At 67.3% G+C, this 13836-nt stretch carries 14 protein-coding genes; 5 read left to right on the forward strand and 9 right to left on the reverse strand.

Going from position 1 to position 13836, the window contains the following annotated elements; all coding sequences use genetic code 11:
- Positions 1-44 precede the first annotated feature (44 nt).
- Positions 45-977: a diacylglycerol/lipid kinase family protein gene (locus ACI3KU_RS11590; RefSeq protein ID WP_404922471.1), complete on the reverse strand. Its 933-nt coding sequence runs from the start codon at positions 975-977 to the stop codon at positions 45-47.
- 232 nt (positions 978-1209) lie between these two features.
- On the opposite strand from ACI3KU_RS11590, the gene ACI3KU_RS11595 reads away from it, so the two are divergent.
- Together ACI3KU_RS11595 and ACI3KU_RS11600 are read left to right on the forward strand one after the other, a co-directional pair.
- Positions 1210-2175 (forward strand): DNA topoisomerase IB, encoded by a 966-nt coding sequence (locus ACI3KU_RS11595; RefSeq protein WP_404922472.1) that lies wholly within the window; start codon positions 1210-1212, stop codon positions 2173-2175.
- Between the two features lie 106 nt (positions 2176-2281).
- Positions 2282-2860 (forward strand): hypothetical protein, encoded by a 579-nt coding sequence (locus ACI3KU_RS11600; RefSeq protein ID WP_404922473.1) that lies wholly within the window; start codon positions 2282-2284, stop codon positions 2858-2860.
- 44 nt (positions 2861-2904) lie between these two features.
- Here the strand turns inward: ACI3KU_RS11600 and ACI3KU_RS11605 are convergent, their stop codons facing one another.
- Positions 2905-3690, reverse strand: a complete 786-nt coding sequence (locus ACI3KU_RS11605; protein WP_404922474.1) for an SDR family NAD(P)-dependent oxidoreductase — start codon at positions 3688-3690, stop codon at positions 2905-2907.
- A 111-nt stretch (positions 3691-3801) separates the two neighbouring features.
- On the opposite strand from ACI3KU_RS11605, the gene ACI3KU_RS11610 reads away from it, so the two are divergent.
- Positions 3802-4437: a TetR/AcrR family transcriptional regulator gene (locus ACI3KU_RS11610; RefSeq protein ID WP_404922475.1), complete on the forward strand. Its 636-nt coding sequence runs from the start codon at positions 3802-3804 to the stop codon at positions 4435-4437.
- A gap of 20 nt (positions 4438-4457) precedes the next feature.
- On the opposite strand, the gene ACI3KU_RS11615 is transcribed toward ACI3KU_RS11610, so the two are convergent.
- On the reverse strand, positions 4458-4889 hold the full coding sequence (locus ACI3KU_RS11615) for a hypothetical protein (RefSeq protein ID WP_404922476.1): 432 nt from the start codon (positions 4887-4889) through the stop codon (positions 4458-4460).
- 345 nt (positions 4890-5234) lie between these two features.
- Here ACI3KU_RS11615 and ACI3KU_RS11620 point away from each other — a divergent pair, with 345 nt between their 5' ends.
- Positions 5235-5702, forward strand: coding sequence for a GNAT family N-acetyltransferase (locus ACI3KU_RS11620; protein WP_404922477.1), 468 nt, complete (start codon positions 5235-5237; stop codon positions 5700-5702).
- Positions 5703-6007: 305 nt separating this feature from the next.
- On the opposite strand, the gene ACI3KU_RS11625 is transcribed toward ACI3KU_RS11620, so the two are convergent.
- From ACI3KU_RS11625 to ACI3KU_RS11645, 5 genes are all read right to left on the reverse strand, one after another.
- On the reverse strand, positions 6008-7651 hold the full coding sequence (locus ACI3KU_RS11625) for a DUF222 domain-containing protein (protein ID WP_404922478.1): 1644 nt from the start codon (positions 7649-7651) through the stop codon (positions 6008-6010).
- A 386-nt stretch (positions 7652-8037) separates the two neighbouring features.
- Entirely contained in the window at positions 8038-9096 is a 1059-nt protein-coding gene (locus ACI3KU_RS11630; protein ID WP_404922479.1) for an ankyrin repeat domain-containing protein, read from the reverse strand.
- 81 nt (positions 9097-9177) lie between these two features.
- On the reverse strand, positions 9178-9765 hold the full coding sequence (locus ACI3KU_RS11635) for an immunity 22 family protein (protein WP_404922480.1): 588 nt from the start codon (positions 9763-9765) through the stop codon (positions 9178-9180).
- Positions 9755-11149 (reverse strand): DUF6138 family protein, encoded by a 1395-nt coding sequence (locus tag ACI3KU_RS11640; RefSeq protein WP_404922481.1) that lies wholly within the window; start codon positions 11147-11149, stop codon positions 9755-9757. Before ACI3KU_RS11640 ends, ACI3KU_RS11635 begins: the two co-directional genes overlap by 11 nt.
- A gap of 69 nt (positions 11150-11218) precedes the next feature.
- Positions 11219-11869: a TetR/AcrR family transcriptional regulator gene (locus tag ACI3KU_RS11645; protein ID WP_404922482.1), complete on the reverse strand. Its 651-nt coding sequence runs from the start codon at positions 11867-11869 to the stop codon at positions 11219-11221.
- A 72-nt stretch (positions 11870-11941) separates the two neighbouring features.
- Between ACI3KU_RS11645 and ACI3KU_RS11650 the strand changes: the two genes are divergently transcribed.
- A complete protein-coding gene (locus tag ACI3KU_RS11650) occupies positions 11942-12910 on the forward strand; it encodes an NAD(P)-dependent alcohol dehydrogenase (RefSeq protein ID WP_404922483.1) in 969 nt (322 codons plus the stop codon).
- An 87-nt stretch (positions 12911-12997) separates the two neighbouring features.
- On the opposite strand, the gene ACI3KU_RS11655 is transcribed toward ACI3KU_RS11650, so the two are convergent.
- A complete protein-coding gene (locus ACI3KU_RS11655) occupies positions 12998-13825 on the reverse strand; it encodes an SDR family NAD(P)-dependent oxidoreductase (RefSeq protein ID WP_404922484.1) in 828 nt (275 codons plus the stop codon).
- Positions 13826-13836: the final 11 nt, after the last annotated feature.

The raw sequence follows: 13836 nt of genomic DNA on the forward strand, positions 1-13836 counted from the left end.
CCCCTCCCCCGGTTCGCGAGGCGAAGGGCCCTGCAGATGTCCTCTCAGCGCACGCGGAGCGCGGCGGCCTGGATGCTGAACTCGACGCGCGTCGCCTCGCCCACCGTGTCACCGTCCACCTCGAACATGCGAGGCTCGGCCAGGTCCACCGTGAGGGCCGTCATCCGACGGCGGATGGTGCTCGCGCTGCCCGAATCGTCCTCCGACGCGGTGTCGCGAGCGAACAGTCGTTTGATCCCGTGGTCCCACATCATGTTGCGAGCGGTGTCCAGCCACCCCGCGACACCGTCGGCCTGCAGCACGAGCAGGTCGAGCGCACCGTCCGAGGGATCGGCATCGGGCAACAGGGCGATCCCACCCTGCAGCATGCCGCAGTTGCCGACGAGCAGCGTGTGGGCCTTGTCCTCCACCGCATCTTCGCCATCCACGCTGAGTCGGATGTCGATCACGGCGCTCGCCGAGAGCGCGCGTCCCAAAGACTCGACGTACGCGAGCCACCCGGCTCGGTCCTTGAGGTCGTCGTTGGTCTCCGTGATCATGTGCGCGTCGATGCCGAATCCGGCCATCACCGCGAAGGCACGGCGCCGCACCTCATCGGACAGGTGAACGTCCGCCCAGCCGATGTCGATCGTGGTCGCCTCGTTCTCGAACGCGCGCGTGACTGCCGCCGAGATGTTGTTCAGCGGGACCCCCAGGTTCCGCGCCAGCAGATTGCCGGTCCCCAGCGGCACGATCCCGAGATCGGCAGTCGCCGCTGTCTCGGCGAGGTACTCTGCCACGGCGCGGATGGTTCCGTCGCCGCCGGCCGCGAGGATGAGCTCAGCCCCGGCGGCCAGTGCGCTCTCCGCGGCGCCGCGACCCGGGTCATCCTCCGTGGTCTCGAACCACGAGACCTCGGCCCCCTCCGGCAGCGCCGCCTCCAGCGCGTCGCGCGTGGTCTTCGATGGATTCCACACGATTGCCGTGTTCTGCGTCATGAGTCTCCCCCTCCTCAGCGGGTGCAGCGACCGTCACCCGAACCGTCACGTCGTCCTGTCCATCGTGCCGGAATTCCGTCGCAAATGGCATCATGCACACGATGCACGCCGTCACGAGCGCCGAACTCGGAGAACACTCCGAAGCAGAAACCTCGGCGCCCCGTTGCTCGGGAGCACGTCCTCGTGCACCAGTGGGTTGACATCTGCACCGTACACATGAATGCATACGAATATGACCGAGCGCGTGGGGTGGCGACGCATTCGCCGGGGCCGCGGCTTCGAGTATCGGGACGAGAACGGACGACGGATCAGCGACGACGTCGACCTCAGTCGCCTCCGCACGCTGGCGATCCCGCCGATGTGGCGCGATGTCTGGATCAGCCCCGATCCCGACGCCGACCTCCAGGCGACCGGCGTGGATGCGGCGGGCCGGACGCAGTACCGCTATCACGAGTCCTGGACTCAGCACGCCGCTCAGGAGAAGTTCGACCGAGCGCTGGAACTCGCCGACACCCTCCCCGCGCTGCGACGCTCGGTCACGCGGGATCTGCGCGCCCCCGGGCTGGAGCGAACGACGGTGCTGGCGGCCGCCATCCGGATGCTCGACACCGGCTATCTGCGGATCGGCTCCGAGGCATACGCGCGCGAGCACGGCAGCATCGGCCTGGCGACCCTCCGCTGCCGACACGTGCAGGTGGACCAGGACGTGGTCACGCTCGCGTTCCGCGGGAAGAGCGGTGTCCCCTGGGAATCGCGCATCGACGATCCCGACCTGGCACCGGTCCTGGAGCGACTCCTGGCCCGAGGACCGCGAGCGCGACTGCTCGCGTGGCGTGCCGGTCGCGGGTATCGCCCCGTGCGGGCTCCGGACATCAATGAAGACCTGCGCAGGCGCACGGGTGGGGATTTCACCGCGAAGGACTTCCGCACCATCCACGGCACGGTGATCGCCGCGGCCGCGCTGGCACGGATCGGAGTGCCGGCGGACGATCAGGCCCGAAAGCACGCCGTGGTGGAGGCGGTGCGTGAGACGGCAGCCGCTCTCGGCAACACCCCCGCGGTCGCGAGATCCAGCTACATCGACCCCCGGCTGCTGGACCTCTTCGACCAGGGACGCGTCGTCGAGCTTCGCAGCCGCAGCGTGGAGGCGCAGCTGCCCGGCCTGTTGCGCGAGGTCGAGTGGAGTGAGACTGCCTGAGCTCGCGTAGCGCGCCGAGGTCGCTCCGTCAATCCCGTCCGCGGTTTCCGGGCGCCCGCCTACGGTCGCCTGAACGCTGCACCGCAGCCGACGACAGGAGGACGAAATGGAAGATCAGACGAACCCCGTGTTCCCGGTTGGTGGAGAACCCGGCAAGACCGATCCCCTCATGGCAGACGCGCTGGACGGCGCGATGACGGATGGGAGCGAGGCAGAAGACGAAGAATCGGCGGACGGCGCGGTCACCGCACCCGTCGACAACGTCTCGGACGATATTTCTCCGAGCGGGGAGGAAGACGACGACACGATCGGCACCGGTCTGGATGGCGGCTCCGGGGACCCCAACGATGACCGGGCCTTTCTGATGGATCAGGCTCCGGCCGACCTGTCGGGCGCGACGTCAGACGGCGCCGACGCCGCCGACTCTGCGGTGATCGCAGGCGCCACCACCGGGCGTGATGCCGAGGTCGCAGATGGCAGCGGACCGGATGAGGATGATGCGGAAGCCTGGGGCGTAGATGCCGCAGGATCCGAGCGCGCAGAAACAGATCGCGACGCCGGAGCCTGGAGTGCGGACGCCGCGGGATCCGAGCGCGAGGAGGCGGACCGTGCGGACGCCGCGGAGGCGCTCGGGCTCGGCGTCGAAGATGGGGACGACCCGCTCGATGACGGCGCCTTGCGGTGAGTGAACGGGGTGTGCGAGATGTCGCCTCGCACACCCCGGCCGGCTCAGAAGTGCGTGCCGCCATCGATACGCACCTCGGTGCCCGTGATGAACCCGCCGTCGTCGCTCGCGAGCATCGCGACGACGCCCGCCACGGTCTCCGGGCCGGCGAATCCCGCGCCGAGTGCGGGCTGCAGCTTCATGAAGAGCATCATGTCGGCGTCTTCCGGCAGGCCCGGGCCCTGGCTCTGCTTGCTCGCGCCCGAGCCGTCCGTCATGCCCGACGAGATCGATCCCGGCTGCACGGCGGTGAAGCGGATGCCCTGCTTCGCGTATTCGGCGGCGAGGGCGTGGGTCATCGACTGCACGCCACCCTTGCTCGCGGCGTAGGCCGCCATGTAGGGGTGAGCGAACATCGCCGACGTGGAGCTGAAGTTCACCACGGCGGCACCGTTTCCTTCGAGCAGCGCGGGGATCGACTCGCGGATCATCAGGAAGGTACCGACCAGGTTGATGCGCAGCACCTGCTCGAAAGAGTCCAGCGTGGTCTCGTGCGTGTGCGAGGAGCGCAGGATGCCGGCCGCGTTGACCAGCACGTCCAGGCCGCCCAGCCACGCGACGGCGTCTGCCACTCCGACTTTCACCGAGCCCTCATCAGCGATGTTGACCACCACGGTGTGCAGGCGCTCGGCGGCGTCGCCGGCCTTCGCCACCGTGTCGGTGAGCCCAGCCTCGGAGACATCGGCTGCCACAACGCGGCCTCCCTCTGACAGCATGCGCAGCACGGTGGCCTGGCCGATGCCGGAACCTCCGCCGGTGACCAGCGCGCGACGACCTTCATAGCGGTTCATGTTCAACCCTTCGTTTAGATGAGAGACTGCACGACACGCCAACTTGGCATATCGTGCCATATGGTCCAACCGTGACACTACTCCCCTCTCTTCCCTCGTAGGCTGAAGAACATGGATTCCGCGCCCACGCTGACCGAGAGGCGTCGTCTCGCCACCCAGCTGGAGATCGCCGAGGCTGCCGCGCGCCTCTTCGGCGAGCGAGATGCGAAGACGGTCACCGTGGAGGAGATCGCCGCCGCCGCCGGCGTCTCTCCGCGCACCTACTACCGCTACTTCCCCACGAAAGAGGACGCGGTCGCGCCGCTGCTGAGCGTCGGCGCTGCGACCTGGCGGGCCGCGATCGAGGAAGCCGACGACTCAGACGTCCGCGACTCGATCGCGCGCGCCATCGAGCGCGTCCTGACGCCGTTGGAGGATCCGAACGAACCCGCGGTCGCACTCACCCGCGGACTGCTGCGCTCCACGCTGCAGGATTCGGCCTTGTGGGCGGTGTGGCAGCGCGTGAACGCAGACTCCGAGCGGCTCCTCGCCTCCGTGATCGCCACGCGACTCGGCACGTCAGCTCGCGGCGCGAAACATGACGTCACGGCGGCCCGCCTGCTCGCGGCCGCCGCCACCGCGGCGATCCGTCTCAGTCTCGAATCCTGGTCGTCTGACGATGCCGCGGCCACGCGACCGGCGCAGTTGGCCGCGTCCTCATTCACCCAGCTGAGTTCCGGCGTAACCGGACTGCACGCCAACCGCTGACGCGAGCTGCTCCAGCCGCGTCAGAGACTCATCCAGCAGTACATGTTCTCGCCGCGCTCTCGTGCGGTACGGGCCAACGTGCGCCACTCGCGAAGCATGTCGAGCAACTCGGCCGGATCCGCGCCGCCCCAGAACTCCTCACTCTGCGACCAGGGCCCGACGATCGAAGCCAGATGCTCGTCCGAGGCATCCGCGAGGGCGTCGGTGAACTCCGCGGGCAGCGACACGACCCAGGCGGATTCATGATCCGGCTCGGTGATCAGTCGCGCCCAGGAGCGGTCGGCCGTCGCTTTCTCATAGGTCTGCTCGGTCAGGAGAGCGAAGAGGGTGCCGCCCTGGACGGTCGCCTCTACCGCGTCCACCACGGGCGCGAACGACACGGGTCCGTCATCCACAACCGCTGCCGCCATCGCATCGTCGGGGGCGCTGAAGTAGGTGTTGATGGTTCCCATACGGTGATCCTATCGAGAGCTGCGCCACCGCGGTTCCTCCGCGGCGACGGGGGTCCTCGACCATGCGAGGGGTGCGGGAATCCGCGTGGATCGGTCGCCATCGACGTCGGTGGGTGACCAGCGACGCCAGTGCTTCGTAGATAGTCGCACGGGCACCTGCGCCTGGATACGAGCCGCCGCCATTTGCCCGCCGCTCACCGCCCGGAAAGCTAATCCAGAGCGAGATCGTGGAGCCCGCCGGACCGAACGCAGCCATCGCGGGCAGAGCACCCGCCACCGTCTCAGAACGGGTCCCCGAGCCGAGCCCTCAGCCTCATGTCCGGCCGCGTCCGTATGGTTGGCGCTATGACGCCGACGCCTGCTGTGACGGTCCGCCCGCTGGTCGCTTCGGACTGGGACTGGATCCAGCAGTGGTTCCAGGATCCGATGCTGAACAACGAACTCGGACCCTTGGACGCTGAATGGCGTGACCATGTGCTGTCCGATCGCGAGGGCGCCGAGCTCGTTGTGCTGCACGCCGACGCGCCCGTTGCGCTGATCGGTTGCGCGTGGGACCCGGCCGGCGTGGAGCACGCCGTCACCGACGTCGCGATCGATCCCACTCGGCGGGGTGAGGGATGGGGCCGTCGCACGCTGGCCGCGGCGCTTCGCTGGCCCGGGCACCCGGCGACCCAGCAGTGGGTGGCCTACGTCGATCCCGACAATGCCGCTGCCTTCGCCTTCTTCTCTGCGCTCGGATGGCGCTTCGAAGGTCGCGATGATCTCATGGAGCGATTCACGTTGCCCTCGCCCAGCGGGCGAGATCCGCGGTAGCCACGCCACACCCGCGATGCAGTGCTCATGCGCTGGCTCGCACCCGCGATGCAGTGCTCATGCACTGGCCACCACCCGCGATGCAGTGCTCATGCGCTGGCCGCCATCAGCCTTCGCCGGCCTCGCCCGGCAGAATCGATGTCGGATTCTGACCTCGTGACCGCACTTCAGTAGCCGGACACGCACGCAACGCAGCTGTGGGTCGCCTACGTCGGTCCCGGCAACGTTCCGGCACTCGCCTTCATCGCGGCAGTCGGCAGCACTTCGGGTGGCGGGGACAAACTTGTGGAGCGACGTACCCCGCCCTAGAAGGGTGGCGGGGTGTCTGGCGGTGTGCGTTGAGGTACGCCCGCGTCCAGAGCCGGCGCCAGGTCGTCCACCGGAGCTGGGGTGAACATCACTCTGTGATGAGGCGGGGTGTCGATGTATTCGTAGCCGAGCGGGCTCGTCCAGCGGAGGACCCCACCGCCGAGATTCTCAACGGTCCACGCCGAGTTGTGCTTCAGGACATGGTGTCGGCGGCAGAGGTGGGCGAGGTTGTCGACGCACGTCTCGCCTCCGTCTTCCCACGCCCGGGTGTGATCAAGATCGCACTGGTGAACCGGGCGGCGGCATCCGGGGAAGCGGCAGTGCTCGTCACGTGCGGCGAGGAAACGGCGCATCGCGGACGACGGGGTATACCGGTCCACGGCCACGAGATCACCGGTGACGGTATCGGTCATGAGGCGATCCCAGCCGGGCTGGTGCGCGGCAAGGATCCGTACGCTCTCCGCATCCACCGGGCCGACACTCGCGAGCGAGACCCCCGTGTCCGTGACGCCAGCGAGAGTCGTCATCGGCACCGTGACCTGCACACGACCACGAATCGCGGCAACCGCATCCGACACCGTCGATGGTGCCGCACCGAGCAACAGATCACACAACACATCAACCGCGATCTGTGACAACGTCCGCACATCCTCGCCGCCGTGGGGATCATCGCCGGGCGCACCGGCCTCACCGGGCGCGCGGGACTCACCAGCCACGCCGGGCGAGCCGGCAGCGTTCAGCGCGTTCGTCGCGGCGGCCGCGTCGGGGTCGTGTTTGATGGTGCGGGCCATGCTCATGATGCGGTCAACAGCACCGTGAGCGAGCAGCGTCGGCAGGAACACCGACAGATTCGACATCCCATCACTGTCGTCCGTCAGAGTGATGCAACGCGCCTTACGGGCCTCACGATGACGCTCATCCAACGTGACGGGCATCACCTTCTCGGCCACCTCAGCCAGCATGCCCTTCAACCGCCATGTCGTCGTCGACTGCGCCCGAACGACGGCTTCCCCCTCGTACGCGCTCCGCGCCACATCATCAACGATGCCCGCCCCGGCCCGCACGATCACCCGCGCATGCGCAGCAGTGATCAACCCACCATCCAACGCAGCATGCGTCGCGGGGAAACACGTCACGAGCGTGTACGCATCATTGAACTGACGCTGCACCTGCTGATCACTCAAATTCAACGCAGCACCAAACTCAGCCGCCACCGAACGCACCGCCAACTCCACCGAAGACGACGACGAAGACGAAGACCGCGACACCGACGAACCCGCATCCATCGCCCAGCCCAGAACACGCGACCACAACGACGCCTGCACCGCCGCCAACATCGCCGTCACCCGCTGCAACCGACGAGCCTGCTCCAACAACCCCGCCAACTCCCCCTCACGCCCACCCAGCTGACCAGGCACGCCACCCGGCTCCGATGCCACCAACACACCCGGCCCACCCAGTGCCCCAGAGGCGGCAGGGATGGCATGGATGGCAGGGATGGCAGGGATCGAGGCGCCAGCATCCGTGGCAGACCCCGCTCGAGTCGCCGACATCTTGGACACCATTCCCGACACGTCAACAGTCAGGAGAGCGCTCACGCTGTCGTCCCCCGGTCGAGGCGATGTCGTTGAAATGGTCATGCTTCATTCTCTCGTCTTTCGAATCTTTGTTCGAGCGATTCGCATGAGAAACAGATGAGATCTCGGTGAATCGACAGCTCAACGGCGCTGGTGAACGAGCATCCCGCATCCAAAGCCTCGATACGTGACGTTCCAGCGCGAGAGCGCAATTGGGATCGGGTGGCTCAGTTCTCGATTCCCCAACTCGGCGATTGACGTCATCGAGTGCCGTTCACGCTGCCAAGCAGTCGCCCTTCATGACCCGTTCAGCGGCAATGCTGGGTGGTACACACCTCTCGGCGGTCGCCGCCAGAGTTCATCACCGGCGGGGTCAGTCTCCGGAGCTCAGCGGCAGCACAGCACTCAACCAGCCTCAAACGTCAGGAGCTCAACGACCTGTCCCACCGTTACCGGTCGTAACCGACCTCGCCCAGCGGAATCGGCGTCGGGTTCTGCCGCACCCATATCACCGCGAGTTCGCTGAGCCGCGCCACACCCTCGCCGTCATCGTTTCCGCCACGCAGCGCATGGGCGAGATGACGCGCCTCCTGAATCTCGTCCTCCGTCAGCGCGACACCGGACGCCAGACCCGCAGGGATCGACTGAAGCATCTTCCGGAAGTCTGGGCCCCAGTTCGGGCTGCCGTTGTCCAGGATCTCGCGTGAGATCTTGCCGCTGATACGCACGAGCTCGCCCTGCAGCGTCTGCGCCGGTCCGGACGACGGCACGAGCAGCTGCCAGAGCGCCTCGTACTGTTCCTGCCAGGGCGCGTCGGGCACGGTGATGGGCGACACGCCGTCGTGCATGTTGCGGCGGGGCACGGGCTCGACGTCAAAAAGCTCGTACAGCGTCGTCAGCCCGGCATCGGCCTCCGGCAGAAGGTCACGGTTGAACCCCTCGCGGTGAAACTCGAAGCCCTCACCGATCCGCGTGACCTGTGCTCGCTCTTCGTCGGTCACCGCAGCACCGGCGCCGAGCAGGAGCTTCGCGATTTCCGCCATCGCACCGATCCCGATGTTCGCTGTGCGCCGCAGGCCGTGCAGAAGCGGCGTCGCGCCCCGTTCATTCGTGCGATGAGGATCCGCCCCGTGGCTGAGCAGAACGCGCGTTGCGGCGAGTCGCTGACCGCCCGCCGCCGCGTGCAGGGCCGTGTCGCCATATCGGTCCGCACGATGAATGTCGGCTCCGAGCGACAGCAGCAGCGGAATCTGCGCGTCGCGTCCGAGCAAGGCCCGCTCCCACAGCGGTGAGCGATCGTAGGTGTCAGCGGCATCGACATCGAGCCCCTGTTCAGCGAGCCAACGGACCAGATCGTCGGGGCAGTCGACGAACCCGATCGCCGTCCCCTTCGCGTACCCTCCCCGCGCATCGATCAGGGTCCTGTCGAACACGGCGATCAGCTCGGCGGTCGTGGCCGACGACAGCAGATCGTCGAAGTCCTTCGGCAGAGTCTTGCGCTTCGCCATTTTTCTCCTTGTACCGGCTCGAACGGGTACGGGAAGGATATCGAGGGGCTCAGACATCCGACTCCCCCGAGGACTGTCGCCTCAGTCGTCATCCTTGGCGCGGAACTTCCCGAGATACGGCAGCCCGTTGAAGAGTCGCGTGGTGTCGGGAGCAACGAAGGCCGGATCCGCGTAGACGAACGCAGCGTTCGCCGTCGTCATCCCCCGCGCTTCACACGCCTCCACCACTGCGTCCGTCGGGGCACCGGCATCGATCGTGCTCTCGTCGATCACGGTTCGCACCGGAACGAGCTCGTCAAACCAGATCACCTGCAGCAGATCCTCGTCGTAGAGGAACTTCATGCCGGTGTCGATACAGAAGCCACAGCCGGTGACGTCGCTCTCAGCCGCCTCGACGTCTTCAACTTCGAGATCCCAATAGTCCTCAGCGTGATCGAAGTAGCGCCAGAACTCATCTTCGGTCAGGGCAGTTGGACCGATCCAGAAGTGCAGCGATGAAAACGGCGCCTCCCAGGTGGGCCCGAACTCCTCAACCCAGTCGAACAGGGTGCCGGCCCTGAGCCCCTCGCGCTTCTCCAGCTCCGGAAACCCACCCGTCGGGGTGTTCGTGAGCGCTTCCCGGACGAGCGCGCGACGAAACTCCTCGCTGTAGGACCGCTTAGCGTGCATCGGTGAAGACCTCCTGGTAAAGCTCGCGCAGTTCTTCGGGCGCAGACGCGATCAGGCGCTTGCCTCGCTCCCGTTCGGCACGCTCGCCCCAGATCGTGAAGCGAGCGGCGCGGAAGCCGGGGTCATCACGGGTGTCACCGATGAGGTTGGCGCGCAGCGCAGCGATCGACGACGGCGGAGTCCCGTCCCGCGTCGCCCGAAGGTGGAGCAGCGTCTCCAACGGCGCACGGTCGGCAATGAGCGCGGGGTACGTCTTGCGATGGCGCAGGTGCTGGATGTTCCCAGCGACAGCTATCAGGTAGGCCAACGCCTCCGGCGTGAACCCACGAGCGTCAATGTATGCCTCCACGAAGAGTCCGTGCATCGACTGATGCTCGCCGTCGACGAGGCCGAGGTAATCCAGCACGAGCGGAGCATTCTCGGCGCCGGCGAACGCCAGCGCGAACACGGCGAACGTGCCGGGCATCGCACAGTTCACATCGTCGAGGTTCTGATACCAGCTGTACTCGTGCATCGCCGCGCGCGCGTACTGCTCGATCAGCGGATGCAACGCCGGGTACCCCACGGCGGACGCGAAGAGCTGGTGCACCCCCTTCTTCGGCAGCCCGCGAATCGGAAGGTATGTCTTCGTCGGACCGCGGAACTCGACGGCGTAGGTCCGCGGGAAGTCAGTGGTGGTGAGGAGTCGGACGAGGTAGTCCAGCGCCTGGCCATACGCCTGCTCGGATTCTTCCTTCACGACGATCCGCACCACAGCGAGCGCATCGTTGGCCTTCGCGGAGACACCGTCGCCACGGAAGTCGGCGAGTTCCTTCGGCAGCTCACCCGTCCCGTGCTTACGCAGCTGCGCGGGCAGGTCCGATCCCAGACCCGTCACCCACCCGAAGATCCGGTTGGCCGAGACATGGGCATAGCTCGGTCCGTACTTCAGCTCACCGATCGCGATGTAACACGCGAACACCAGGAAGTCGGCGGGCATCTGGGTAGGATCCGCATCAGCCCGCAGCACCCAGTTCTGGTCCCACTCACTTCCCTCATTGACGAAGTACGGGCCGCACAGCCGAGATTCCGCCCACAGGCGCAGGGTGGAGCTGATCTCATACCAGCCAAGCAGCCCGCGCATCCGCTCCGTGAATGCCCGCGCTTCCGCAGCGTCGAACTCGCTGGCCACACGCCGACGCAGCCCGTAGTCCATCAGCGCCGAGCCGAGGATCTTCCGCCCGTCCGCGACGAACCCGCGCGGATACGCCGTGTCGACGTCGCGTGGAGTCAGCTCGTCCGCTTCCACCTGCGCGACAACACGATCGAACAGTGCGCTCACCGCGGGATCGCGTTGGGCATCTTCCAGGATCAACCAGTCACGGGCCACAGCGGTCCTTCGCATTCGAATCCGTGTCATCGGGCGACGACGGATGTGGCAACAGCGTAGCGGTGGCCACCGACAACGAAACGCCTACGTTCGCCGCGCCCGCATCTCCAACTGATCCAGGATGAGGTCGAGCCCCTCCTCGAACTGTGCGGAGAACGAGTACTCCCCCGCTCCCGTCAGATGCACGGCGAGTTCGGCGAGATGCGGGTAGGCCGCAAGCGCAGGCAGCATCTCCGCCGCGAGGTCCACGGCCTCGTCCGTCGTGGTCGGATCGAAAGGCAGATTGCGCTCGGTGAGCGCGAAGCCGTAGACGTAGGCATCGAGGACCGAGAAAGCCTGCGCCACGAGGTCGAGCGAGAATCCGCCGCCGAGCAGGCACCCGATCACCGCATCGTGATGCCGGAGCACGGCAGGCCCGGGTCGCGACCGTGATTCGACGAGCGTCAGCGCCCATGAATGATCGACGAGCACTCGGCGCGCCGAGCGAGCTTGCACGCGCATCCCCATCCGCCACGACATCTCGGGCGTGGGGAGCTCGATCTGCGCGAACACCCAGTCGACCAGCGCATCGAGCAGCGCTTCCTTGCTCGCGACGTGATGGTAAAGCGACATCGCCTCCACCCCGAGTTCTCGCCCCACGTTACGCATGCTGATCGCACCAACCCCGCCTGCGTCGGCAACGCGTGCGGCCGCCTCGACGATGCGGTGTTCGCTGAGTGGCTCCCGCACGTTCATCGTTCACCTCTTGTCTAACTTACGAGCGTAAGGCTACTCTGATCTCACAAACTTACAGGCGTAAGGGGCACCATGAACGGGCAGATGCGGACAGCGATCGTCGACCGATACGGACCGCCGGAGACCGTGCGCATCGCCACAGCGCCGATACCGACGCCCCGGGCCGGCGAGGTGCTGGTGCGGGTGGAAGCGGCCGCCGTGACGTCCGGAGATGCGCGGCTGCGGTCCGGTCGATTCCCGCGCGGGTTCGCCTTCCCGGCGCGCCTGGCGATCGGCGTGCGCGGCCCGCGACGAAAAGTTCCCGGTGTCGTGTTCACCGGCGAGGTCGCATCCCGCGGCGACGGCGTCGATGACGTCGATGACGTCGCTCTCGGCGACCGCGTCGCAGGCTTGACCGGGGCTCGGCTGGGCGCGCACGCCGAGTATGTGGTGGTGCGCGCGAGCGCCGCCGCGGTGATTCCTGAAGGTGTGACCGCTGCGGATGCCGCCGCCGCACTCTTCGGTGGCAGCACCGCACTGAGCTTCCTCGTTCACCGCGCGCGAATCCAGCAGGGACAGAGAGTCCTGATCAACGGCGGGTCAGGCTCGGTGGGAACCGCCGCGATCCAGCTCGCCGCGCGCGCCGGCGCCGCGGTCACCGCGCTGAGCTCGGCCCCCAATCACGAGCTGCTCCGTCGCCTCGGGGCGGCAGAGACGATCGACTACCGCACGACGCCCATCGAGACGCTGCCGCAGCGCTTCGATGCCGTGCTGGATGCCGTCGGCAACGTCCGTCGCGCTGACGGCCTCCGACTCACGGATCCGAACGGCGTCGTCATGCTCGCGGTCGCCGGCCTGTGGGACACGGCGACAGCGCGCGGGCGCGTCATTGCGGGTCCGGTCCCGGAGCGCCGCGAGGACTTCGCCACGATTCTCGACCTCATCGCGAAGGGAGACTTCGACCCGCTGACCGAGGTCGTCGGCGGGCTCGACGCGCTCCCCGAGGCGCACCGGCGCATCGATACGGGGCGCAAGGTCGGCAACCTCGTCATCACGCTGTAGGAGCGTGTGCCGATCTCCGCGATCCGTGCGGATCAAGAGGCGCATCGAATTGCAGCAGGACGAGCGCCCCGACCCCCGACGTCGCCCTCAGCCGGCGGCGATCCACGGACGCGTAAACCCGAGCACCCGGCTGCCATCGGTGTCGGCGAGCGAGGCGCCCACGAACGCCGTCGCGCCCTCCGAGCTCTGCCACCGGAATCGGTACTCGTCCGCGAGCACCGCATCGGCGATCGCGGCACCCGCGGATTCGGGCGCCTGGGCGTTGGCGAATGCTCCCGAGGTTCGGACGATATAGGCGTCGAGGAGCGCCGCGTACGGCCCCGAGCTCTCGGGGAGCACGGCATTGGCGACGAACGCGCTCGCGACCGCAGCAGGTTCCATCACGCTCACGCGAAGCCCGAAACGTTCGGCGACCACCGCGAGCGACTGCATAAACCCTTCGACGGCGAACTTCGCGCCGCAGTATGCGTCGGCGAACGGCTGGCCCACCGCGCCACCCACGCTGGTCACTGTGAGGATCCGGCCGCCCCCGCGCTCGCGCATCCCCGGCAGGACGAGCTTGGTGAGGTTCACGGGAGCGAGGTAGTTGACGTCGAGCTGATCCTGAATCTGTTCCATCGACAGCTGCTCTGCCGTGCCCACGGCCCCCAGCCCCGCGTTGTTGACAAGAACGTCGATTCGACCGAATTCCGCCTCGATCTCGGCGACGAGTCGGGCAGCGGCGTCGTGATCCACGACATCGAGAGCGCGAACATCGACCTCGACGCCCGCGGCGGCAGCGGCGTCTCGCAGCGGTGCGGCTCGACCCACATCACGCAGAGTGGCGACGACATGCATCCCGCGGCGAGCGAGCTCCACCGCGGCGTGCAGGCCCATGCCCGAGGAGGTTCCGGTGATCAGTGCGACATCAGTCATGCGTGAACACT

Origin of the sequence: Microbacterium sp. ZW T5_56, assembly GCF_044987425.1 — a bacterium.
GTDB lineage: Bacteria > Actinomycetota > Actinomycetes > Actinomycetales > Microbacteriaceae > Microbacterium.

Excerpts from the sequence above, each read along its gene's own strand:
- ACI3KU_RS11630 (WP_404922479.1), bottom strand. The coding sequence starts at position 9,096 with ATGGCGAAGCGCAAGACTCTGCCGAAGGACTTCGACGATCTGCTGTCG.
- ACI3KU_RS11590 (WP_404922471.1), bottom strand. The coding sequence starts at position 977 with ATGACGCAGAACACGGCAATCGTGTGGAATCCATCGAAGACCACGCGC.
- ACI3KU_RS11600 (WP_404922473.1), top strand. The coding sequence starts at position 2,282 with ATGGAAGATCAGACGAACCCCGTGTTCCCGGTTGGTGGAGAACCCGGC.
- ACI3KU_RS11635 (WP_404922480.1), bottom strand. The coding sequence starts at position 9,765 with ATGCACGCTAAGCGGTCCTACAGCGAGGAGTTTCGTCGCGCGCTCGTC.
- ACI3KU_RS11620 (WP_404922477.1), top strand. The coding sequence starts at position 5,235 with ATGACGCCGACGCCTGCTGTGACGGTCCGCCCGCTGGTCGCTTCGGAC.
- ACI3KU_RS11625 (WP_404922478.1), bottom strand. The coding sequence starts at position 7,651 with ATGACCATTTCAACGACATCGCCTCGACCGGGGGACGACAGCGTGAGC.
- ACI3KU_RS11640 (WP_404922481.1), bottom strand. The coding sequence starts at position 11,149 with ATGCGAAGGACCGCTGTGGCCCGTGACTGGTTGATCCTGGAAGATGCC.
- ACI3KU_RS11605 (WP_404922474.1), bottom strand. The coding sequence starts at position 3,690 with ATGAACCGCTATGAAGGTCGTCGCGCGCTGGTCACCGGCGGAGGTTCC.
- ACI3KU_RS11650 (WP_404922483.1), top strand. The coding sequence starts at position 11,942 with ATGAACGGGCAGATGCGGACAGCGATCGTCGACCGATACGGACCGCCG.
- ACI3KU_RS11645 (WP_404922482.1), bottom strand. The coding sequence starts at position 11,869 with ATGAACGTGCGGGAGCCACTCAGCGAACACCGCATCGTCGAGGCGGCC.
- ACI3KU_RS11655 (WP_404922484.1), bottom strand. The coding sequence starts at position 13,825 with ATGACTGATGTCGCACTGATCACCGGAACCTCCTCGGGCATGGGCCTG.
- ACI3KU_RS11610 (WP_404922475.1), top strand. The coding sequence starts at position 3,802 with ATGGATTCCGCGCCCACGCTGACCGAGAGGCGTCGTCTCGCCACCCAG.
- ACI3KU_RS11615 (WP_404922476.1), bottom strand. The coding sequence starts at position 4,889 with ATGGGAACCATCAACACCTACTTCAGCGCCCCCGACGATGCGATGGCG.
- ACI3KU_RS11595 (WP_404922472.1), top strand. The coding sequence starts at position 1,210 with ATGACCGAGCGCGTGGGGTGGCGACGCATTCGCCGGGGCCGCGGCTTC.